Below are 22,408 nucleotides of genomic sequence, written 5' to 3'. Positions count from 1 at the left end.
GCTGGAAGCAGGCAGAGAAAAACCTGCATCGCGCCGTTGAGATGCAGGTCACTATCTGACTATAGGTCGGCTCGGCGCCGAAGCCAACCCCATGGCAACGCGTTGCCACCTAGGACCAGGTCGTCCTCGGCCGCCCCTGGACGACCCCGTCGACCTCGACGTCCACGCGCTCGTCGAAGAACGCGATGCGGTCCTGGATCTGCAGCATCTCCGGGAAATAGGGGCCATAGCTCCAGGCCACGGGCCGCCCGTCGCCGAGGCCTGGCGCCGCCCAGTACTTCGCGACGCCCTTGTACGGGCACACCGTGCGCAGGGGGTCCGGGACGAGGTGCTCCCACCGGACGTCGTCCGGATGGAAGTAGCTGCGCGGCGGGAGCCGGCCCTCGAAGAGCCGCACCGTGGAGGCGGAGTCCGCGAGCACGACGCCGCCGAGCAGGACCCGCACGTGGGCCTTCGAGGCGCGCACGTCGATGCGGCTGAACGGGTCCCGGGGGTGCCCCAGGATGGGCTCCTCCTCCTCGAACCAGGAGAACGCATCGGTGTCGAAGGCCACATACCCGGCGAGATCGGGATCGGCGAGCCTGAACGCGGCTCCGGGCACGAGGGTGCCGCCTACGCAGACGGCGAGCTGCTCGCCGTCGGCCGTGTGCGGCGCGAAGGGGAACGGCGAGCTCGGTGGCCCCGGGCGCTCCGGCGGGACGGCGTCGGGCGACGGGTCAGGCTCGAGGCGCGCGACGACGTCGTCCGCGGGCACCGCGTGCACCGGCAGGTAGCGGTCCGGCTCCCAGAGCACGACGGCGCGCTGCGAGTCGAGCACGAGAGCGTCGCCGAGCTTCGCGCGGAGGCGCTTGGCGGTGGATTCGTAGCGCAGCTGGGGGAGCAGCCTCTTGAGTTCCTGGGAGATCCGTACGGCCATGGACCCAGCGTGGGCACGGCGCCGGCCAAATATCAAGGACCGTCCGGCGGGTCTCAGCTGCGGGTGTGCAGGCCGTCGAAGACCACGGTCACGACGTCGTCCGCCAGCTTCTCCGGTGTGAGCGAGCCTCCGGGGCGGTACCACTCGACGATCGAGTTGATCGTGCCGAACAGGAGGCGCGAGACCGTGCGCGGGTCGATGTCCTTCCGGAGGGTGCCCTCCTCGCGGGCGGCGCCGATGAGCTCTGCGACCTTGCGGTCGAAGCTGCGGCGCCGTTCGAGGGCGGCGCGCTCGGTCTCGGTGTTGCCGCGCAGGCGCAGCAGGAGCGTGACGAACGGCAGCTTCTCGGTCAGGACCCGAACGGTGGAGCGGACCACGAACTCGAGGCGGTGCTCCGCCGCCCCGGACTGGGCCTCGGGCGAGGCCCACACCGATTCGAGGCCGCCCAGAGCCTCCTCGAGCGCGAGCGAGAGCAGGTCTTCCTTGGAGGGTACGTGGTGGTAGATCGCGGACTTCGAGATGCCGAGGTTCTCGGCGAGGATGCCCATGCTCGTGGCGTCGTAGCCGTGACGATTGAAGACCTCGACCGCGACGTTGAGCACGGTCTGCTGGTCGTATCCGGGGCGGCCGCGCCGGCCGGTGGTGGCACCGTTGGTGGTGGTGCCGCTGCTGCTGGTGCCGTTGGTGGTGGCGGGGAGGGTGGGCATGGGATCCAGTCTAGGGAGGCCGTGGCCGCCGGCAGGACCGGCGGCCACGGGGAGGAGGTGGTGCTACGCCTTCTGGTCGCGGAGGTCGTAGATGCGGCGGAGCTTGCCGTTGGAGCGCTCGAGCGAGCCCGGCTCGACGACGTCGATCGTGCAGGAGGACCCGATGTGGATCTTGATCTGCTGGCGCAGCGTGGAGCCGGCGGCCTGGCGCTGCTCGGGGGTGGTGCCCTCGCGCGGCTCGATCTTGATCGTGAGGTCGTCCATGCGGCGGCCCTCGGGACGGGTCAGGATGAGCTGGAAGTGCGGGCTCAGCTCGGGGATCCGCAGGGCGATCTCCTCGATCTGGGACGGGAACAGGTTCACGCCGCGCAGGATGATCATGTCGTCGGTGCGGCCCGAGATGCGGCCCATGCGGCGGTGGCCCGGGCGGGCGGTGCCGGGGAGCAGCGTGGAGAGGTCCTTGGTCCGGTAGCGGATGATCGGAAGGGCCTGCTTGGTCAGGGACGTGAAGACGAGCTCGCCGGTCTCGCCGTCGGACTTGGTCTTGGTGAGGTCGAACGGGTCCACGATCTCCGGGCGGAAGTGGTCCTCCCAGATGTGCGAGCCGTCCTGGGTCTCGAAGGACTCGCCCGCGACGCCCGGACCCATGACCTCGGAGAGGCCGTAGATGTCGCTCGCCTTGAGGCCGAACATCTCCTCGAGCTCGGCGCGCATCTCGTTGGTCCACGGCTCGGCGCCCAGGACCGCGTACTTCAGCGAGGTCTTCCGCGGGTCGATGCCCTTGTGCATCATCGCGTCGCCGATGGTGAGCAGGTAGGTCGGCGTGCAGCAGATCGCGTCCGGGGCGAAGTCCTCGATGAGCTGGATCTGCTTCTCGGTCTGGCCGCCGGACATCGGGATGACGGTCGCGCCCAGCTTCTCGATGCCGGAGTGGGCGCCGAGGCCGCCCGTGAAGAGGCCGTAGCCGTAGGCGTTGTGGACCTTCATGCCGGGGCGCACGCCCGCGGCGCGGAAGCAGCGGGCTACGATCGTGGCCCACGTGTCGAGGTCCTGCTTCGTGTAGCCGACCACGGTGGGGCGCCCGGTGGTGCCGGAGGAGGCGTGGATGCGGGTGACCTCGTTCATCGGGACCGCGAACATGCCGAAGGGGTACTCCTCGCGGAGGTCCTCCTTGGTGGTGTACGGGAACTTGGCGAGGTCGCCGAGCTCCTTGAGGTCCTCGGGGCGGACGCCGGCCTCGTCGAACTTGCGGGTGTAGTGCGGGACGCGCTCGTACGCGTACTTCACCGTCTCCTTGAGGCGGGTCAGCTGGAGGGCCTCGATCTCGTCCCGGCTCATCGTCTCCTCGGCGTCGAGGACGGCGGGGCCGAAGGCGGAGGTCTTCGGGGTCTCGGGGGCGGATGCGGTCTGGGTCACGGCGGGCTCACTTCATTGTCGGGCTGGGTGGGGGCGGGGTTCGGGCGGGTCTGGGCGGCGCGCACGACGGCGCACGGTCGCCGTCGTGCGCCGGTGCGGGCGACGGCGGCGCGGCTCAGCGCTTGGGGATGGTGCGCGAGCGGCCGCGGAACTCGGCGACCAGGCGGCCGGGGGCCTCGGCCGTGTGGGGCGTGTCCGCGGGAGAGGAGAAGACCTGGACGTCGTAGATCCCGCTGCGGCCAGCGTGGGCCCGGCGGGCGGCAACTGCCGTGATGAGCTCGCCCTCGTGGGCCGGGGCGAGGAAGTTCACGTCGACGCCGGAGGCGACGGTGACCGTGTTGGCCTGCGCCTCGTCGGGCGTGTGCGGGTTGCAGGCGAGGGCGAAGGCGGAGTCCGCGATGGCGAAGAGCATTCCCCCGTGCGCGATCCCGAAGCCGTTGAGCATCTCCCGGCGCAGGGTCGTCGCCACCGTCGCCGTTCCGTCACCGAGCTCGAGGACGGTCAGGCCCATCCACTCTGTCGCGTAGTCGTCCGTGAGGATCGGGTGGGCAAGCGTGTGGGCGGGAGCAACTTCGCTCATGGGGACACCTCTCGCAATTTTTTACCGAATGTTCATTAGGTAATCTCATGAGCCGCCATGTGTCAAGGAGCACAGCCTGCCGTGAGCAGGCCCGCGGCGCGTCGGCGCGGCCTTTCCGGGGTGGTCCGCACGGGCGCCTGAGAGACTGGTTCACAGCAGCCCGGAGGAGGACAGCAGCGCGCCGCCGGGCCGACCGCCGAGAGCAGGAGCGCCCATGTCACGTGGCATCTACATCAGCGCGACCACCCCGGGTTCGGGGAAGTCGCTCGTGGCCCTCGGAGTGGCCGAGGCGCTCCACCGCAGCACGGGCAGGATCGGCTTCTTCAAGCCCATCGTCATGGGGGATTCCGCGGACGCAGATCCCATGGTGGCCCTGATGCGCAGCCGCTTCGACCTCGGCGCGGACGTGTGCCGCGGCGGCCTCGGCGCGCGGGAGGTCAGGCGCCTGCTCGCCTCCGGCCAGCGCGAGGAGATCGACTCCCGCTGCGTCGAGATCTTCGCCGAGATCGCCGCGAAGGTGGACGTCGTCGTCGTCGAGGGCACGGACCTGACGGGGCAGGACTCCGCGGTCGAGTTCGCCCTCAACGCGCGGCTGTCCAACGACCTCGGGTGCCCGATGCTCGCCGTCGTGAGCGGCCGCAACCGCACGCCGGATGAGATCGCGGACGCCGTCGACGTGGCCCGCAAGGAGCTCTACGCCGCGCGGTGCAGCCTCCTCGTGATGATGGTGAACCGCGCCGACCCCGAGCAGATGGAAGAGATCAGGGCCGCCATCCGTCCCGGGGCATCCCACCGCCCGGTCTACGTCCTCCCCGAGCTCGCCGAGATCTCGCGCCCGACCACCGGCGAGGTCTCCGGCGCGCTCCGCCTGCGCCAGCTCGCCGGCAGCGCCGACATGGAGCGCGAGGTGCGCGGGGTGAAGGTCGCGGCGATGAACGTCGCCAACTTCATCGCCGCGCTGGACGACGGCGACCTCGTGATCGTCCCCGGCGACCGCGCGGATGTCATGGTCGGCGCCCTCGCCTCGACGTTCTCGCCAGAGTTCCCCGTGCCGGCCGCGATGGTGCTCACCGGCGGCCTCGCCCCGGACCCGCACATCCTCCCGCTCCTGGCCCAGGCGCCGTTCCCCGTGTTCGCCTACGACGAGGACACCTACCATGCCGCCCGGGCCGTGTCAGAGGTGCGCAGCGAGATCTGGACGGGGCACCGGCGCAAGGTGGCCTCCGCGCTCGGGGCGTGGGCGCGGTACGTGGACGACGCCGAGCTCCTCGAACGGCTCGACCTGCCACGGCCCGAGTCCATGACGCCGCTGCGCTTCCTGCACGAGCTCATCGGCCGCGCGCGCGCCCAGCGCAAGCGGATCGTCCTGCCTGAAGGGACGGACGTGCGCATCCTGCGCGCCGCGGACATCCTGCACCGCCGCGACGTCTGCGACCTCACACTCCTGGGCAGCGAGACCCAGGTCCGCGAGATCGCCGCCGCCAACGGCATCGCGCTCGAGGGGATCGACGTCGTCGACCCCGCCACCTCGGACCTGCGCCAGAAGTTCGCGGAGGAGTACGCGCGGCTGCGTGCCCATCGCGGCGTCGACCTCGCGAAGGCCCTCGAGACGATGCTGGACGTCAGCTACTTCGGGACCATGATGGTCCAGCTCGGCGTCGTGGACGGCATGGTCTCCGGCGCTGCGCACACGACCGCCCACACGATCCGGCCGGCGCTCGAGTTCGTCAAGACGAAGCCCGGGGTGAAGATCGTCTCGTCCGTCTTCCTCATGCTCATGCCCGACCGCGTGCTCGTCTACGGCGACTGCGCCGTCAACCCCGACCCGAACGACGAGCAGCTCGCGGACATCGCCCTCGCCTCGGCCGAGACCGCCGCGCAGTTCGGCGTCGAGCCGCGGGTCGCGATGCTCTCCTACTCGACCGGCGGGTCCGGCTCGGGCGAGGCCGTCGACGAGGTGCGCCGGGCCACCGAGCTCGTGCGTGCCCGCCGGCCCGACCTCGCCGTGGAGGGCCCCATCCAGTACGACGCCGCCGTGGACGCCTCGATCGCGGCCTCCAAACTGCCCGGCTCGGACGTCGCCGGACAGGCGACGGTGTTCATCTTCCCGGACCTGAACACCGGCAACAACACGTACAAGGCGGTCCAGCAGTCCTCGGGCGCGGTCGCCGTCGGGCCTGTGCTGCAGGGCCTGAACAAGCCCGTCAACGACCTCTCCCGCGGATGCACGGTCGAGGACATCGTCAACACCGTCGCCATCACGGCCATCCAGGCGCAGACCGCCGCGCAGGGCACGCCGCAGAAGACCGAGAGCTAGGAGCCCGCATGCTCGTCCTCGTCATCAACTCAGGTTCCTCGTCCCTGAAGTACCAGGTCAGGGACGTCGACGCCGGCACCGTGATCACCGAGGGGCTCATCGAGCGCATCGGGCTGGGCAACGGCGGCGGGGGCGACGGCGAGGCCATCGGGCCGCGCGACCACGCCGAGGCCCTCGACCACGTCGACCGGGCGCTGCACGAGGTCCTGGGGGACCGGGCCATCGACGCGGTCGGCCACCGGGTGGTCCACGGCGGCGAGCGGTTCTCCGAGCCGGTCCTCGCGAACAACGAGATCATCCGCGCCATCGAGCGGCTCAACCCTCTCGCGCCCCTCCACAACCCCGCGAACGTCCTGGGGCTGCGGGCCATCGCGTCCAAGTGGCCGGACATGCCGCAGGTGGCCGTGTTCGACACCGCCTTCCACCGCACCATCCCGGAGCACGCCTGGCGCTACGCCGTCCCGGAGTGGTTCTACACGCACCACGGGATCCGGCGGTACGGGTTCCACGGGACCTCGCACGAGTACGTCTCACGCCGGGCGGCCGCCCTTCTGGGCCTCGCGCCCGAGGCGTTCGACGGCGTCGTGCTCCACCTCGGCAACGGCGCCTCGGCGACTGCGGTGGCAGGGGGGAAGAGCGTGGACACCTCGATGGGGTTCACGCCCCTCGAAGGCCTCGTGATGGGCACCCGGTCCGGCGATGTCGACCCGTCGATCCTCGTGTTCCTCGCCCGGCAGGGGCACAGCGCGGACGAGATCGACAGCCTCCTCAACCGAGAGTCCGGCCTCCGGGCGCTCGCGGGCTCGAACGACATGCGCACGGTGGTCGAGGCCGCCGAGGCCGGGGACCGGAAAGCGGAGGTCGCGCTCGACGTCGCGTCCTACCGGCTCGCGAAGTACGTCGGGGCGTACCACGTCTCGGTGGGCGGGGCGAAGGCGATCGTGTTCACGGCCGGGATCGGCGAGAACTCCGTCGCGTTCCGGGCCCGCGTGGTGGCCCGGCTCGGCGCGTTGGGCGTCGTGCTCGACGGCGACCGCAACGCCGAGCGCTCCAAGGAGCCCCGCGTCATCTCGGCACCCGGGTCCGCCATCCCCGTCCTCGTGGTTCCCACCGACGAGGAGAGGGCGATCGCGGAGGCGACCGCCGCCGTCGTGCGCGCCGCCGTCCCGAGCTAGCCGCGCCGAGGTCACCGGGTGTGGCGCGGAGGTCACCGGGTGTGGCGCCGAGGTCACCGGGTGTGGCGCCGAGGTCACCGGGTGTGGCGCCGAGGTCACCGGGTGTGGCGCCGAGGTCACCCCCGTACCGGCAGGAGAGACGGGCGCCACAGGAGATCTGTGCCACATCGCCGAGGGGTGCGGTGCGAGGCGTGCCTACACTTGACGGCGGCCCGGCCCCACCGGTGCGGGCAAGCTCCCAGAAGGACAGTTTTTGCCTGTGCACCACCATTCCTCACCCGCCGAAGTCTCCGCCGAGGGCTACCAGAAGTCCCTGACCCGCCGCCATGTGCAGATGATCGCGATGGGAGGTGCGATCGGCGTCGGCCTGTTCATGGGCGCCGGCGGCCGCCTCGCATCCACGGGCCCCGCACTCGTGTTCTCGTACGCGATCGCCGGCGCCATCGCCTACCTGCTCATGCGCGCACTCGGCGAGCTGGTCATGTACCGGCAGACGTCCGGGTCCTTCGTGAGCTATGCAGGCGAGATGTTCGGTCCGAAGGGCGCCTACCTCTCCGGATGGATGTACTTCGTCAACTGGGCCATGACCGGTATCGCCGAACTGCTCGCCATCGGCCTGTACTTCCAGTACTTCTTCCCGAACGTCCCGGTCGAGGTCTCCGCGCTGTGCGCCCTCGCCCTCCTCGTCGCCGTGAACCTGCTGAGCGTGAAGGCCTTCGGCGAGTTCGAGTTCTGGGCGTCGGTGCTCAAGGTCGGGGCGATCGGCCTCTTCCTCGTGGCCGGGACCGTCATGGTCGTCCTCAACGCCCAGGTCGGCGCGACCCACGCCTCCCCGGCGAACCTCCTCGCCGGCGACGGCGGCATGTTCCCCCACGGCTTCTTCGCGATGATCCTCGTGCTCAACGCCGTGATCTTCGCGTACAACGCGATCGAGCTCGTCGGCATCACTGCCGGCGAGATGGAGGACCCAGAGCGGGAGGTGCCCCGCGCCATCCGCGCCGTGGTGGTGCGCATCGTCGTCTTCTACGTCGGGTCGGTGCTGCTGCTGGCCATGCTCCTGCCCTCGGATGACTACAAGGCCGGCGTGAGCCCCTTCGTCACCGTCTTCGACCAGCTCGGGCTGGGCTGGGTGGGGTCCGCGATGAACCTCGTGGTCATCACGGCAGCGCTCAGCTCGTGCAACACGGGCCTGTACTCGATCGGCCGGATCTTCCGCACCATGGCGGCCAACGGCCACGCCCCCGGCTGGCTCACGCGCATGTCCTCGCGCCACGTGCCCTACGCCGCGGTCCTGGCCATCGGCGCGGTGTACCTCGTGGGCATCGTGCTGAACATCTGGGCAGGCGGGAGCCACGCGTTCGACCTTGCGCTCAACACCGCCTCGATCGGCGTGATCTTCACATGGGGCTCCATCTTCGCGTGCCAGATCATGCTGCGGAAGAAGAAGGGCGACGCCGCGTCCACCCTTCCCATGCCCGGCTCGCCGTGGACGAGCTGGCTGGGCCTGGCCGCCCTCGCCGCCATCACGGTCCTCATCGCCTTCGACACGATGACAGACAAGGCCACCGGCGAGGTCTTCCCGATCGGCCTCTACACGATCCTGTGCGTACCCGCGGTTGGCGTTCTCCTGTGGCTCGGATGGCTGCTCGTGAAGCGCGCGGGGGCCAAGCGCTCCGAGGCCTCGGAGCAGGTGGACGACGAGCGGGTTGACGTCCGCGCCTAGCAGGCCCCGGAGGGCAAGTCCGGATTGCAGAGTGCCGTTCCCCCGGGACGTGACCCCCAGGACGTGACCCCCAGGAGGTGACCCCCAGAGTCAGGGGAGGAGGTCGCTCGCGCCCAGGGCGTCGGCGATGAACGCGTAGTCCCAGGCGCGGTCCTTCCACGCCTCGTACCGGCCGGAGGCGCCGCCGTGGCCGGCGTCCATCTCGGTCTTGAGCACGATCGGCTGCCCGGACGTGGACGCCTCGCGCAGCGCCTGCACCCACTTGGCCGGCTCGACGTACAGCACGCGGGTGTCGTTGAAGCTCGTCACGGCGGCGATCTTCGGGTACGGCGCCCGGTGGACGTTCTCGTACGGCGAGTACGACTTCATGTAGGCGTACACCTCGGCGTCCTCGATCGGGTTGCCCCACTCCTCCCATTCGAGCGCCGAGAGCGGCAGGGCAGGGTCGAGGATCGTGGTGAGCGCATCCACGAAGGGGACCTGCGCCACCGCCGCCGCGTACTTCTCCGGGGCGAGGTTCAGCACCGCGCCGATCAGGAGCCCGCCGGCCGAGCCGCCCATGCACGCGATCCGCCCAGGGTCCGCCCAGCCCGACGATGCGACCCAGTCCGTGGCGGCCACGAAGTCGGTGAACGTGTTCCTCTTGTGCAGCTTCTTGCCGTCCTCGTACCACTTCCGGCCGAGTTCGCCGCCGCCGCGCACATGCGCGAGCACGAACACGATCCCCCGGTCCAGCAGGCTCAGCCGCGGGATCGCGAAGCCCGGGTCCATGCTGACCTCGTAGGACCCATACCCGTAGACGAGCGCGGGGTTCGTCCCGTCCTGCCGCACCGAGGCGCGCCGGAGCACCGAGAGCGGGACCCGGGTGCCGTCGTCGGCCGTCGCCCAGGCCCGCTCGGCAACGTAGTCCGCCGGGTCGTACCCGCCGCGCACCGGCGTCTCCTTGCGCAGGAGCAGCTCGCCGGTCGCCAGGACGTAGTCGTACACGCGCGGCGGCGTGAAGTAGGACGTGTAGCTCATGCGGGCCACGGGCGCCGTGAAGTCGCTGACGCCCGCCCCCGCCGTGTAGAGCTCCTCGCCGAACTCCGGCTCCACGAACGACGGCGCGTGCCCGCCGTCCGCCGCCGCGACGGCATCGGCGAGGGGAGCGAACCGGACGGTCGTGATGGTGTCCCGGCGCAGCGAGACGACGAGGTGCGTCGCGGTGACGTCGGCGCCCTCGACCTTCACGGCGTCGTCGTGGGCGATGAGCGTGGTCCATTCCTGCTCCGCGAGCGGCTTGGCGTGCTCGGCCAGATCGACGAGCGAGACCATGTTGTTCGGCGCCGCCCCATCCGGCGCGGTGCTGTTCGCCGCTGTGCTCTCCCCACCCTGACGCCCGTTGTGCGTCACGAGCAGCCGCGTGCGGCCCGCGTGCACGAAGGGCTCCACGGAATGCAGGATGCGCGCCTCGCGGCCCAGGACCAGCTGCAGGGCAGCACCGGGCTCGGTCAGGTCGAGCATGCGGGTCTCCGAGTACTCCGAGTTGCCGATCCCCACGAGCAGCCACCGGCGGTCCGAGGACAGGTCGATCCCCGTCCACTGCGCGACGTCGTCCTCCTGGTACAGGACCGTGTCCTGCTCGACGGGGGTCCCGAGGACGTGCACGCGCACCTGGTAGGGGCGCCACGAATCGTCGGCGACCATGTAGAAGAGCCGCGACCCGTCCGGGTCGAACTCGAGCCCGTAGAACACGCCCTCGATCACCTCGGGCAGGAGCTCGCCGGTCCGGAGGTCCTTGACCCGCAGGGTGAACGTCTCATTGCCCGCCGTGTCGACCGAGTACGCGTAGAGGCTGCCGTCCCGGGTCACGGCCGCGCCGCCGAGGGCGAAGAACGGGTGCCCCTCCGCCTCGGCGTTCCCGTCCAGGAGGATCTCCTCCCCGGGGACCGGCGTGCCGGGCACGACGGCGGGCGGGGTCCACGCGCCCAGGGCGTCGCCGCCGTCGTGCGCGCCCTCGGCGGGCTCCGCTGCCTTGACGCGGCAGTAGATCGGGTACTGCTGCCCCTCGACGGTGCGGGAGTAGTACCACCAGCCGTCCTTGCGCGCGGGGACGGAGAGGTCCGTTTCCTGGGTGCGGCGCCTGATCTCCTCGAAGATCGCGTCGCGGAGGGGTTGCTGGTGCTCTGTGACGGCCTCGGTGTACACGTTCTCAGCCTTCAGGTGCGCCACGACGTCGGGGTTCTCCCTGTCGCGCAGCCACTCATAGGGGTCGACGAACGTCTCCCCGTGGTGCTCGCGGGGGGTGGGGACCTTCTTCGCGACAGGCGCGGCCGGGGCCGGAGCTTCACTCATGGGCCAACCCTATCCGCCGCGCCACATCCGCGGCGGCCCTCAGGTTGGGGGGCGCCGCGGGGACCACTAGCATCGGCAGAGGACGATCGGACAAGCGGAAGAGGCAGCAGATGGGGGACCTGCGCAGGGACGGGCGCGCCCGCAGGAGAGCGCGGCGGTCCCGGCGGGCCTGGCGGTTCCGGCGGGCCTGGGCCCTGGCCGCGCTGCTCGCGGCCGTCGTCGTGTGCGGAGCCGTTGTCGCGGCGCAGGCGCTGAGCACCCGTGACGAGCTCACGCGGGTGGCAGCCTTGGCGCCTGTCCTCAAGGGGCAGGCCGAGGACGGGCGCTTCGACGACGCGCGTGCCACTGTCCGCGAGATACAGCAGCACGCTGCCGCCGCCCGAGGATCGTCGTCCTCGCCCCTGTGGGCACTCGCCGAGGCACTGCCGTGGGCGGGCCCGAACCTGCGGGCGGCCCGGGAGGTGTCCGTGGCGGCCGACGGGCTCGCCAGCTCGGCCCTGCCGGCCCTGATGGACGCCGCCTCGGCGGTTGGACCTTCGCTGCTCGCCCCTCCCGGGGGACAGCGCGACCTCTCCGCACTCGCAGGCGCGGCTCCCCGTCTCGCGGAGGCGGCAGACGCGGTCGACGCCGCGGCGTCACGTCTGCAGGGCATCGACGATTCAGCGGTCCTGCCGCAGCTGCGCGAGCCGCTGGCGGAGGGCAGGAAGCAGCTCGGCGCCGTCGAGCGCGCGGTCCAGACCGCCGAGGCGATGGCCCGGATCGGCCCAGGCATGCTGGGCTCGGACGGGCCGAGGCGGTACCTCGTCCTCATCCAGAACAACGCCGAGACCCGTGCTGGAGGCGGCATCCCCGGAGCCCTGGTCGAGCTCGTCGCCGAGCGGGGAGCGGTCTCCGTCGCGGCCCAGGGCTCCGCTGGCGGGCTCGGGGTCTTCGCCCCGCCCATTGCTGTGGACCCCGTCCAGACGCGCATCTACAGCTCGCGGCTCGGCCGCTTCATGCAGGACGTGACGCTGACGCCCGACTTCCCGACGGCGGCCGCCACCGCAGCGGCCATGTGGGAGGCCTCGACCGGACGGAAGGTCGACGGGGTGGCGTCACTCGACCCGGTCGCCCTCGCCCAACTGCTGCGCGCATGGGGCCCGGTGGACCTCTCGGGGCCTGAATTCTCGCGTTTCCGCGGAGACGGGCTGCCGACGTCGCTGACGAGCGACAACGCCGTGCGGACCCTCCTTTCCGACATCTACCGAATCGAGTCTCCGAAGGAGCAGGACGTGTATTTCGCGGCTGTGGCGCGAAAGGTGTTCGACGCCTTCTCTGCCCGCCAGCCGAAGGAGAAGGCCCTCCTGTCCGCGGTCGAGACGGTCGTCGGAGACGGCCGCGTGCTCCTCTATTCGACGCATTCCGAGGAACAGGCCGCCCTGAGCGAGTGGAACATCTCCGGGACGGTGGCGGGGCCGGAACAGGGGGACGCTCGGTTCGGCGCCTATTTCAATGACGGCACGGGCGCCAAAATGGACTATTACGTCCGGCGAACCGTCTCTGTCGTGCGGACGTGCGATTCCCAGGGCTCCCGCGCAGTTCTGCGGATCTCGTTGAGGAATGATGCCCCGGCGGATGCCGCGCACTCATTGCCGGCATACGTGACCGGAAATGGGGTGTTCGGAATACCGCCCGGAACGGTGCAGACGAATGTCGTGGCCTACGGGCCGGCGGGAGCCTACGTGGAGAACGCCGTCATCGACGGCGCGCCCGGTGGCATGGCGTCCGACCGGCACGCAGGACGTCCTGTGGGCGTGCTCACAGTCCGGCTGGCCCCGGGCCAGAGCACCCAGCTCGAGTTCCGCTTCAGCGGGGTGCCGGATGAGCCCACCCGCATCGACGCGAGCCCGGGCGTGCAGCCCCGTGCAGACGTCGTCCAGAACGGCTCTGGCACTGAGTGCACACCAAGCGCGCGATGAGTCCCGGAGGCGTTTATTGCGCGTTTTCGGCCTTTTCTCCGGACGTGTTAGTCTCCGAGGGTCCGGGTGAACTCTGAGGTCATCTTCGTGACAGGGGCCGTAGAGAATGATGGTGTGCCCCGTATAGCCGTTGACAGGCGGCGAAACCACTATCGCTAGGGGGAGTTAGACCATGAAGAAGAAGATCGGCGCCGCACTCGCGCTGTCAGGAGCAATCGTTCTCGCCGGGGCACTCCCGGCCGTCGCGGGCCAGTACCCCGCGCCGTCGCCCTCCGCAGTCGTCTCGGACTCGACGGTGGCCCCGGGAGAGGCGTTCACCTTCACCGCATCCGGCTTCGCGCCCGGTGAGACCGTGACCATCAGCTTCAGCCTCGTCGGAGGCCCGCAGGCTGCGGGCGGCGGCCGCGGCGGGGCCAACCTCAGCGTTCCCGGAATCCTCTCTGCGGCTCCCGCGCCGCTGTCCGTCGTCGCCGATGCCAAGGGCGTCGCCACCGCCACCATCGTCCTCAACGAGCCGGGCACGTACCTCATCACCGCCGTCGGCGCGACCTCCGGCCACACGGCGACGGCACGCGTGGTCGTGGTGGGGTCGGCCGAGGTGGCCCAGGTCAGCGACCAGGGCCAGACCGGGGGCCAGGCCCTCGCCCAGACGGGCGCCGACCCGGCGCTGATCGGCTGGTCCATCGCCGGCGTGGGTGCTGTCGCGGCCGGCGCGGCTGTCACCATCGTCGCCCGCCGCCGCAGCGCGGCCCGCCAGTAGCGACACCCGCATGGGCAACAACGCCGCAGGGACGGTCGCGCGGGAGGAACATCCCTTCCGCGCGTCCGCCCTTGGACGTTGACCAGCGGCGCGGAGCCAGCCTTGGATGCGGCACAGCCCTTCAGGATCCTCGTGGTCTGCACGGGCAACGTATGCCGTTCTCCCCTTGCCGAGCGGTGGCTCCAGCACAGGCTGGACACTCTGGCGCCCGGGCGCACCCGCGTCGCGAGTGCCGGGACCCGCGCCCTCGTGGGAGAACCTGTTGCCGGGCCGATCGCGGCCATCGGACTCGCCGAGGGGGTCACGTTCGACGGGTTTGCCGCCCGTCAGCTCGAGCCCAAGACCATCCGCGCGGCGGACTTGGTGCTCACGGCTGGCAGGGAGCACCTGGCAGAGGTGCTGCGGGCCGAGCCGGCGGCACTCAAGCGCACGTTCCTGATCCGGGAACTCGCACGCATTCTCGGTGATGCCTCGTTCGGCGCCGAACGCCGCGGCGCCGCCGAGTGGCGTCCGGGATGGAAGCAGGCGATCGCACGGGCCTCGGCGTTCAGGCGCGCACCCAGCCGGGACGACGAGGTGACCGACCCCTTCCGCAGGGGCCCAGCCGCCTATGAGGCCATGGCGTCGCAGTTGCTTCCGGCATTGGACGCTCTGCAGGGATACGGCGAACGCCTCGTGTGACGCGGCACGGCGCGCCTTCGGTAGACTCGATCGGGTGTCCGCGGAAGCGGCCAATGGGGAGGACAGTTTTCGTGGAGCATGAGACGGACGCGCGCAAGGGCGGGGAATTGACCCTTGGCGACTATATGGCGGTCATGCGGCGGCATTGGCGGGGAATCCTCCTCATCACCACGCTTGCGACCGCCATGGCCTTCGGCTGGTATCTGGTCCAGCCCCGGCAGTACGCCGCCGAGGCGAGCGGCGTCGTCATCACGGTGGGCGGCGACAACCTGAGCCTGTCTCTCGCCGGCGACAACCTCGCCAAGTCCCGGGCCAAGAACTACAAGTCGGTCGCCGAGTCGGCGCTCGTCGCCGAGCGCGTGGCCCGCGACCTCGGTCTGGACCGCAGCCCGCAGGACCTCGCCTCGGCCGTGACGGTCACCGTGCCAGTCGACACGACCGAGATCCGCGTCTCCGCGAAGTCCACTGATCCCTCGGAGGCGCAGCGCGTCGCCGACGCCTGGATCTCCGCGCTCTCCGCCCAGGTCTCGGAGATCGAGCGCTCCGCCGGCCAGACTGGCCTCCCCCCTGTCCGCGTCGTGACGCTGAGCCGCGCAGTGCTGCCGACCGAACCGGTCTCTCCCAACATCCGCCTCACCCTCGGCGTCGGAGTGGTCGGTGGCCTGCTCCTCGGGTTCGCGTATGCCATGGTCCGCAACCATGTGGACCGGCGCATCCGCACTGCGGCCGAGGTCGAGCGGCAGTTCGCCGTGCCGGTGCTCGGCACCCTTCCGGTCGACCACGACTTCGGGCCTCAGGCCGAGGTCATCGGAGCGGACCAGTGGGGGAGCGCGCTCGGAGAGGCGTTCCGTGAGCTCCGCACGAACCTGCAGTTCGTCGACGTGGACCAGCCGCCGCGGGTCATCCTGGTCACGAGTGCCATGCCCTCCGAGGGCAAGTCCGCCGTGGTGGCCAACCTCGCCGCCGGCATGGTGGCGGCGGGGGAGAAGGTCGTGGTCGTGGACTGCGATCTCCGTCGGCCCATGGTCGACAAGGTCTTCGACCTCGTCCCGGGAGTGGGGGTCACCGACGTCCTCTCGGGCCGCGCAGACATCGAGGACGTCCGGCAGGGCTGGGCGGGCTCGGAGAACCTCACGCTGCTCGGTTCGGGGCGCATCCCTCCGAATCCCGCAGAGCTCCTCGGCTCGCGCGCCATGCAGGCCCTCCTGCGCCGTCTCGCCGAGGACGCGATCGTCCTCGTCGACGCGCCGCCGCTGCTCCCGGTGACCGACGCGGCCGTGCTGTCCCGGGCCGTGGACGGCACCCTCGTCGTCGCCCGCGCGGGCCAGACCACGACCGACCAGCTCGAGCGCGCGTTCGGGAACCTGAGCAGGGTCAACGGCCGGATTCTCGGCGTCGTCCTGAACTGCGTGCCCACCGCGGGGCCGGAGTCCTCGGCCTACTCGTACTACGGCACCTACGGCGAGGACGCTCGCGGGAGCCGGACCAAGGGCCGGCGGCCCTCGGCCAAACGCAGGCCTTCCCGCACCCCGCGCCCTGCCGTGCACGCCCCCGACGCCGAGCTGCACGAGCCGGCTCCCGACAGCCGGCCGCTGGCTGAGGCCCCCTACGAGCCTGCCTACCGCCCGGCGGCTGTTCCGGGGCACTATGCGGACAGGCACGACCGCCACGCACCGTCCTCCGGAGTGCTGGGCCAGCTCCCGGGCGCGAATGAGACCTTCGACGAGGACGGCCTGGCCGACGACCTGTGGCTGCCGGCGCAGCTGAGGGACCAGCGGGGCCGTCGCTCCGCAGGCTGAGCAGGGATCCCAGCGAGCGAGCCGAGACGGCGGCCACCGTCTCGGCTGGCTCAGTTGCCGTTCTGGAGGTTCCGATCCGACACGTACTGGGCGACCGTGCCACCGCTCATCCCGGCGGCCAGTGCCTCCGTGGCCTCGCCGTCCATGATCACGATCGACTGCCCGTCCGGTGAGACGCCCGTCCCCGCCGTGGGCAGCGTGAAGCTCACAATGCCCGATGGGCGGATGCCCCTCAGCTCGAAGGCGAGCGCAGACACGGCCTGCGCCGTGAACCCGCTGTCCACCGTGAGGTAGGGCGCGAACTGCGTGACCACCCGGCTGAGGGCGAACGGATTGGCCAGAGTCTCCGGCCGCGCGATGTGGCCCACCAGGGACTTGACGAAGATCTGCTGGTCCCGCACGCGCTGGTAGTCGCCGTCCGGGAAGGCATACCGTTCACGGACGAAGGCCAAGGCCTGCTCGCCGGTGAGCTTCTGCGGACCAGCCGCGAACCGGTAGCCCGGGGACTGGGACGCGGTGAAGGGAACCGGAACGTCGACGTCCACGCCGCCCACGGCATCGGTGAGCGCCCTGAACCCCTCGAAGTCGACGAGCGCCACGTGGTCGATGCGCTGATGGAGAAGCGATTCGACGGTCTCGACCATGAGCGGGACGCCGCCGAAGGCGAGGGCGGCATTGATCTTCGCGTTCCCCCGACCAGGGATGGGGACCCAGGTATCCCGCATGATCGAGATGACGTAGGCGTTCTTCCTGTCGGCGGGGATGTGGACGAGCAGGATGGTGTCGGAACGCTGGTCGGTGGGCTCGCCGGCTTCCGCCTGCGAGAGGGCGGCCCCCCGGCTGTCGCTGCCGACCAGAAGGATGTTGACGGCGGTCTTGCCGTCTGCGGCCGGCACCTCCGCGGGCCGCGCGACATTCTGCGGGAACGCTGTCGGAATCTTCTGGGTCGCGGAGTCGAAGGTCGTCGCGATCGATCCCAGGAAGACGACGGCTGCGGACGCGGCGCCGACCACGACGGCGAGCGCGACGAGGAGGACCACTGTCCCGCGCCGGCGTCGGCGCCTGAACCGATGCTGGGCGGGACTGGCCTCATCGCCGAAGGCCTGGGCGCTGGTCGTCGGGATCATGGAATCAAAGGTGGCGCCGCGTCAGGGAGGCCGGACAGGGCTCTGCCCCGAATCGAGTAGAGAACGCGCCACATTCGAGTGCCGCGGGCATCTGCGGGGCAAACGGGCTGCGTACCTTGACGGCAGTAGAATCGACCCATATTCTGAACGAACGGTCGGTAATTATTTCTGAGGAGGAGACATGGCAGCTGCGACCCTGCAGTCCGTGCCCCAGCCCCAGCCTGGACAGGGTGACGAGGCCCCGTCGGCTGAGGACATTGCGGGTCAGGCCTACTTTGATCGCATCATCGCCGAGGACTCGCGCATCGAGCCTCGCGACTGGATGCCCGCGGCCTACCGCAAGACGCTCGTGCGCCAGGTGTCCCAGCACGCGCACTCCGAGATCATCGGCATGCAGCCCGAGGCGAACTGGATCACCCGCGCCCCGAGCCTCAAGCGCAAGGCCATCTTGATGGCGAAGGTCCAGGACGAGGCCGGCCACGGCCTCTACCTCTACTCGGCGGCCGAGTCCCTCGGCACCCCGCGCGACGTCCTGAACCAGCAGCTCCTGGACGGCAAGGCCAAGTACTCGTCGATCTTCAACTACCCGGCCCGCACGTGGGCCGACATGGGTGCGATCGGCTGGCTCGTGGACGGCGCGGCGATCGCCAACCAGGTCCCCCTCTGTCGTGCGAGCTACGGCCCCTACGGCCGCGCCATGGTGCGCATCTGCAAGGAGGAGTCGTTCCACCAGCGCCAGGGCTTCGAGATCCTGCTCGAGCTCTCGAACGGCACCCCGGCCCAGAAGCAGATGGCCCAGGACGCCGTCAACCGCTTCTACGCCCCGGCCCTGATGATGTTCGGCCCGCCGGACGCCGACTCGCCGAACTCGAAGCAGTCCATGGCCTGGAACATCAAGCGCTTCTCCAACGACGAGCTGCGCCAGCGGTTCGTGGGGATGATCGCCGAGCAGGTCAAGGTCCTCGGCCTGACCCTCCCGGATCCGGAGCTCCGCTACGACGAGGTGAACGGCCGGTGGATCCACAAGGAGCTCGACTGGCAGGAGTTCCACGAGGTCATCGCGGGCCGCGGCCCGTGCAACGCCCAGCGCATGACGCGCCGCCGCGAGGCGCATGCAAACGGCACGTGGGTCCGCGAAGCGGCCCGGGCGTACGCAGAGAAGCAGGCCGCCAAGGCCGCCAAGAACGAGATCGGAGCAGCTTAAGTGAGCGAGCAGACCAACATCTGGCCCCTCTGGGAGGTTTTCGTCCGCTCGAGCCGCGGCCTCTCCCACGTCCACGCTGGTTCCCTCCACGCCCCTGATGCGGCAATGGCGCTGCGCAACGCGCGGGACCTCTACACCCGCCGCAACGAGGGCGTGTCCATCTGGGTCGTCCCCTCGGATGCCATCGCCTCGTCCGACCCGGACTCCAAGGGCGCGTTCTTCGAATCGCCCCAGGGCAAGGACTACCGCCACGCGACGTACTACACCAAGAGCGAGGGTGTGAAGCACCTGTGACGACGCACACCGACCACTCGCTCGACAGCTTCGGCGACTCCGCGGCGTCGGCCACCCGAGTCACCCCCGGCAACGCGCTGCGTCCCGAGGACATCGCGATCGCCAAGGAGAAGCCCACCGAGGACGTCGCGCAGTACGCCCTGCGCCTGGGCGACGACGCCCTCATCCTCGCCCAGCGCCTGAGCCACTGGATCTCACGCGCCCCCGAGCTCGAGGAGGACATCGCCCTCGGCAACATCGCCCTGGACGTTCTCGGCCACGCGCGTTCCTTCCTCTCCTACGCGGGCCACGCGTGGGACAAGACCGAGGACGACCTCGCCTACTGGCGGGAGGAGGACGAGTTCCGCTCGCTCTGGATCGTCGAGCAGCCCAACGGCGACTTCGGCTTCACGATTGCGCGCCAGCTCGTCGTCTCGGTCTACCAGTACCTCCTCTACACGGAGCTGCTGGCCTCGACCGACGGGACCATCGCCGCCATCGCCGCGAAGGCGCTCAAGGAGGTGGACTACCACCGCGACCACGCCGTGCAGTGGGCCCTCCGCCTCGGCGACGGCACCGAGGAGTCGCACCGTCGGATGCAGGACGCCCTCGAGCTCGTGTGGCCCTACGTCGACGAGATGTTCGACGACGACGCGCTCATCGACGCTGTCGGCGACGCCGGCGTGCGCCCCTCGAGCCTGCGGGCCGCCTTCGACGCCCAGATCGCATCGGTCCTCGACGAGGCCACGCTCAGCGTCCCCAACGTCCCGCGTGCCAGCGGCGGCGGCCGCCGCGGCGAGCACACCGAGCACCTCGGCTACATCCTCGCCGAGATGCAGGTCCTCGCGCGCAAGCACCCCGGGGCAACCTGGTAGAGGACCGAGGCAAGGAACTGCCATGATCACCACTGACGACGAGGTCCGCGAGCTCGCGGCCACGGTGACCGACCCCGAGATCCCGGTGCTGTCCATCGCGGACCTCGGGATCCTGCGGGACGGCCGCCTCGACACCGACGGCACGGTCCGCCTCACGATCACCCCGACCTACTCGGGGTGCCCCGCCATGGACACGATCCGGGACGACCTCACGGCGGTGTTCGCCAAGGCCGGCCATTCCAAGGTCGAGGTCGACCTCGTGCTTTCCCCGGCCTGGACCACCGACTGGATGAGCGAGGAGGGGAAGGCCAAGCTCGAGAAGTACGGCATCGCCCCACCCACGGGCAAGTCCCACGCCGGCCCGATCAAGCTGGGCCTCGCCGTCAAGTGCCCGCAGTGCCACTCCCTCAACACACGCGAGATGTCCCGCTTCGGTTCCACGTCCTGCAAGGCCCTCTACGTCTGCCAGGACTGCAAGGAACCCTTCGACTACTTCAAGGTGCTCTAGATGACTGACCAGCTGAACGAGACCGCCGCTGACGTCGCAGAAGACGCGGCCGCCGGCTCGGACGCGGAGGGGACCACGCGGCGTCGTGCGTCCTTCCACAAGCTCGAGGTGAGCGACGTCCGCAAGCTCACCAACGACGCGATCGAGGTGACGTTCGCGGTTCCCGCCGGGCTCGCCGACGAGTACGACTACATCCCCGGCCAGTACGTGGCCCTCCGGGCCGAGCTGGAGGACCCGAACCAGGGCGGCGAGAGGCGGGAGGTGCGCCGCTCGTACTCGATCTGCGCCGCCCCCCGACGCTTCGACGACGGCTCCACCGAGATCAAGGTGGCCATCAAGCGCGACCTCGGCGGCATCTTCTCGACCTGGGCCAACGAGAGCCTCGAGCCCGGCACCGTGCTCGACGTGATGAGCCCCGCCGGCGCGTTCATCTCGAAGCACAGGATGACCGGTCTCAACGACCCGTCGAGCATCGACACCGATGTCGAGCACACGTTCGTGGCGGTCGCGGCCGGCTCCGGGATCACGCCCATCATGGCGATCGCGAAGACCGTCCTCGCCGCAGACGAGAACGTCCGCTTCGACCTCATCTACGCGAACAAGGCGGCCATGGACGTCATGTTCGTCGAGGAGCTCGCGGACCTGAAGGACCGCTACCCGTCCCGCTTCGCGCTGCACCACGTGCTCTCGCGGGAGCAGCGCATCTCCCCGCTGCTCTCCGGCAGGGTCGACGACGAGAAGCTCACCACGCTGCTCAACACCGTGATCCACGCCGACGACGTCGACGAGTGGTTCCTGTGCGGCCCGTTCGAGCTCGTCCAGCTCGTGCGCGATACGCTCTCGGCCCGCGGTGTGGAGCCCGAGAAGGTCCGCTACGAGCTCTTCACCACCGGCACCCCGACGAGCCTCGAGGGCAACATCGGCCGCCCGGTGATCGAGGACCCGAGTGGGAAGAGCTTCGAGATCGAGTTCCGCCTCGACGGACTCCAGGGCACGGTCAAGTCCCCGGTCTCCGCGAACGAGACGATCCTGAACGCGGCCCTGCGCGTGCGCCCCGACGTGCCGTTCGCGTGTGCCGGCGGCGTCTGCGGGACGTGCCGCGCCAAGCTCGTCTCGGGCACGGTGGAGATGACGGAGAACTACGCGCTTGAGCCGGACGAGGTCGAGCGCGGCTATGTCCTCACGTGCCAGTCCCACCCGACCACGGACAGCGTGTCCGTCGACTTCGACGCGTGACGGCGGTTGAGCAGAGCCGAAACCAAGGAGCCTGAATGATCAACCTCACCATCGCCGGCGGGGTCGCCGAGGTCGTCCTCGACGCGCCCGCCAAGCTCAACTCCCTCGATGAGGCCGCGCTCGGAGAGCTCTCGGACGCGTACGACGACGCCGCTGCCGCCGCCTCCCGCGGTGACGTGCGGGTCCTCCTCCTCCGCGGCGAGGGCCGGGCCTTCTGCGCCGGCCGGGACATCTCCGGGGTCGTCCCCGCCGACGACGACGTGCTGGGGTACCTGGGCGGGAAGGTGCAGCCGCTGCTGCAGAAGATGGCGGCCTTCCCGGTGCCCACGTTCGCGGCCGCCCAGGGTGCGTCCCTCGGGGTCGGCCTCGGGCTGCTGCTCGCGACCGACGTCGTCTACGTGGCCGAGAACGCCAAGATCGGCTCCCCGTTCGCGAACTTGGGGGCGACCTTGGACTCGGGCGGCCACTGGTACTTCACCGAGCGCCTCGGCATGCACCGCACGCTCGACCTCGTCTACACGGCCGAGCTCATGAGCGGGGCGGACGCCGTCCGCTCCGGCATGTTCTCCCGGGCCTTCCCGGCCGAGGAGCTGCTGCCGCGCACGCGGGAGATCGTCGGCCGCGTCGCCGAGGGCGCCACCGGTGCCTTCGTCGCGTCGAAGGAGCTCGTCGCGCAGATCCGCGACCGGCGCCTCGGGCTCTGGGAATCCATGGAGGCAGAGAACAAGGCGCAGGCCCAGCTCTGCTCCTCCGAGGACTACGCCGAGGGGTTCAAGGCCTTCCAGGAGAAGCGGAAGCCCGCCTTCACCGGCCGCTGAC

Annotated in this window: 19 protein-coding genes; 13 read left to right on the top strand and 6 right to left on the bottom strand. The window is 70.3% G+C overall.

The window, feature by feature from the left end; all coding sequences use genetic code 11:
• Positions 1-109: 109 nt before the first annotated feature.
• From ABD298_RS07550 to ABD298_RS07535, 4 genes are all read right to left on the bottom strand, one after another.
• Entirely contained in the window at positions 110-916 is an 807-nt protein-coding gene (locus tag ABD298_RS07550) for a DUF427 domain-containing protein (RefSeq protein WP_344299017.1), read from the bottom strand.
• 53 nt (positions 917-969) lie between these two features.
• Positions 970-1,623: a TetR/AcrR family transcriptional regulator gene (locus ABD298_RS07545; protein ID WP_344299016.1), complete on the bottom strand. Its 654-nt coding sequence runs from the start codon at positions 1,621-1,623 to the stop codon at positions 970-972.
• Positions 1,624-1,686: 63 nt separating this feature from the next.
• Entirely contained in the window at positions 1,687-2,961 is a 1,275-nt protein-coding gene (paaK, locus tag ABD298_RS07540) for a phenylacetate--CoA ligase PaaK (protein WP_344299073.1), read from the bottom strand.
• A gap of 193 nt (positions 2,962-3,154) precedes the next feature.
• Entirely contained in the window at positions 3,155-3,619 is a 465-nt protein-coding gene (locus ABD298_RS07535) for a hotdog fold thioesterase (RefSeq protein WP_344299015.1), read from the bottom strand.
• A 214-nt stretch (positions 3,620-3,833) separates the two neighbouring features.
• Here ABD298_RS07535 and pta point away from each other — a divergent pair, with 214 nt between their 5' ends.
• The 3 genes from pta (at position 3,834) to ABD298_RS07520 (ending at position 8,834) form a co-directional block, all read left to right on the top strand.
• Positions 3,834-5,936, top strand: a complete 2,103-nt coding sequence (gene pta / locus ABD298_RS07530; RefSeq protein ID WP_344299014.1) for a phosphate acetyltransferase — start codon at positions 3,834-3,836, stop codon at positions 5,934-5,936.
• Positions 5,937-5,944: 8 nt separating this feature from the next.
• Entirely contained in the window at positions 5,945-7,111 is a 1,167-nt protein-coding gene (locus tag ABD298_RS07525) for an acetate/propionate family kinase (RefSeq protein ID WP_344299013.1), read from the top strand.
• 259 nt (positions 7,112-7,370) lie between these two features.
• Positions 7,371-8,834: an amino acid permease gene (locus ABD298_RS07520; RefSeq protein ID WP_344299012.1), complete on the top strand. Its 1,464-nt coding sequence runs from the start codon at positions 7,371-7,373 to the stop codon at positions 8,832-8,834.
• Between the two features lie 90 nt (positions 8,835-8,924).
• Here the strand turns inward: ABD298_RS07520 and ABD298_RS07515 are convergent, their stop codons facing one another.
• Positions 8,925-11,168, bottom strand: coding sequence for a S9 family peptidase (locus ABD298_RS07515; protein ID WP_344299011.1), 2,244 nt, complete (start codon positions 11,166-11,168; stop codon positions 8,925-8,927).
• 110 nt (positions 11,169-11,278) lie between these two features.
• Here ABD298_RS07515 and ABD298_RS07510 point away from each other — a divergent pair, with 110 nt between their 5' ends.
• The 4 genes from ABD298_RS07510 (at position 11,279) to ABD298_RS07495 (ending at position 16,366) form a co-directional block, all read left to right on the top strand.
• Positions 11,279-13,126 (top strand): DUF4012 domain-containing protein, encoded by a 1,848-nt coding sequence (locus ABD298_RS07510; protein WP_344299010.1) that lies wholly within the window; start codon positions 11,279-11,281, stop codon positions 13,124-13,126.
• 172 nt (positions 13,127-13,298) lie between these two features.
• The gene (locus ABD298_RS07505) at positions 13,299-13,886 is read left to right on the top strand and encodes a peptidase (protein WP_208710236.1); all 588 of its coding nucleotides are present in this window, start codon (positions 13,299-13,301) and stop codon (positions 13,884-13,886) included.
• 102 nt (positions 13,887-13,988) lie between these two features.
• Positions 13,989-14,567, top strand: coding sequence for an arsenate reductase/protein-tyrosine-phosphatase family protein (locus tag ABD298_RS07500; RefSeq protein WP_344299008.1), 579 nt, complete (start codon positions 13,989-13,991; stop codon positions 14,565-14,567).
• Between the two features lie 71 nt (positions 14,568-14,638).
• Positions 14,639-16,366, top strand: a complete 1,728-nt coding sequence (locus tag ABD298_RS07495; RefSeq protein WP_344299007.1) for a tyrosine-protein kinase domain-containing protein — start codon at positions 14,639-14,641, stop codon at positions 16,364-16,366.
• Between the two features lie 50 nt (positions 16,367-16,416).
• On the opposite strand, the gene ABD298_RS07490 is transcribed toward ABD298_RS07495, so the two are convergent.
• Positions 16,417-17,493 carry an LCP family protein gene (locus ABD298_RS07490; protein ID WP_344299006.1) on the bottom strand — a complete coding sequence of 359 codons (1,077 nt, stop codon included), beginning with the start codon at positions 17,491-17,493 and terminating at the stop codon, positions 16,417-16,419.
• 181 nt (positions 17,494-17,674) lie between these two features.
• Between ABD298_RS07490 and paaA the strand changes: the two genes are divergently transcribed.
• From paaA to ABD298_RS07460, 6 genes are read left to right on the top strand one after another with little or no spacing between them, the layout of a single operon-like run.
• The gene (gene paaA, locus ABD298_RS07485) at positions 17,675-18,697 is read left to right on the top strand and encodes a 1,2-phenylacetyl-CoA epoxidase subunit PaaA (protein ID WP_344299005.1); all 1,023 of its coding nucleotides are present in this window, start codon (positions 17,675-17,677) and stop codon (positions 18,695-18,697) included.
• A complete protein-coding gene (gene paaB, locus ABD298_RS07480) occupies positions 18,698-18,991 on the top strand; it encodes a 1,2-phenylacetyl-CoA epoxidase subunit PaaB (RefSeq protein ID WP_208710228.1) in 294 nt (97 codons plus the stop codon).
• Positions 18,988-19,845: a 1,2-phenylacetyl-CoA epoxidase subunit PaaC gene (gene paaC / locus ABD298_RS07475; RefSeq protein ID WP_344299004.1), complete on the top strand. Its 858-nt coding sequence runs from the start codon at positions 18,988-18,990 to the stop codon at positions 19,843-19,845. Before paaB ends, paaC begins: the two co-directional genes overlap by 4 nt.
• 22 nt (positions 19,846-19,867) lie before the next feature.
• Positions 19,868-20,353 carry a 1,2-phenylacetyl-CoA epoxidase subunit PaaD gene (gene paaD / locus ABD298_RS07470; RefSeq protein WP_344299003.1) on the top strand — a complete coding sequence of 162 codons (486 nt, stop codon included), beginning with the start codon at positions 19,868-19,870 and terminating at the stop codon, positions 20,351-20,353.
• Positions 20,354-21,589, top strand: coding sequence for a 1,2-phenylacetyl-CoA epoxidase subunit PaaE (gene paaE, locus ABD298_RS07465; protein WP_344299002.1), 1,236 nt, complete (start codon positions 20,354-20,356; stop codon positions 21,587-21,589).
• 35 nt (positions 21,590-21,624) lie between these two features.
• The gene (locus tag ABD298_RS07460; RefSeq protein ID WP_344299001.1) at positions 21,625-22,407 is read left to right on the top strand and encodes an enoyl-CoA hydratase/isomerase family protein; all 783 of its coding nucleotides are present in this window, start codon (positions 21,625-21,627) and stop codon (positions 22,405-22,407) included.
• Position 22,408 lies beyond the last annotated feature (1 nt).

The sequence above is a fragment of the Sinomonas flava genome (assembly GCF_039531875.1).
Classification (GTDB): Bacteria; Actinomycetota; Actinomycetes; order Actinomycetales; family Micrococcaceae; genus Sinomonas; species Sinomonas flava.
The sequence above is the reverse complement of the archived record's forward strand: the minus strand, read 5'-3'. Positions and strand labels throughout refer to the sequence as shown.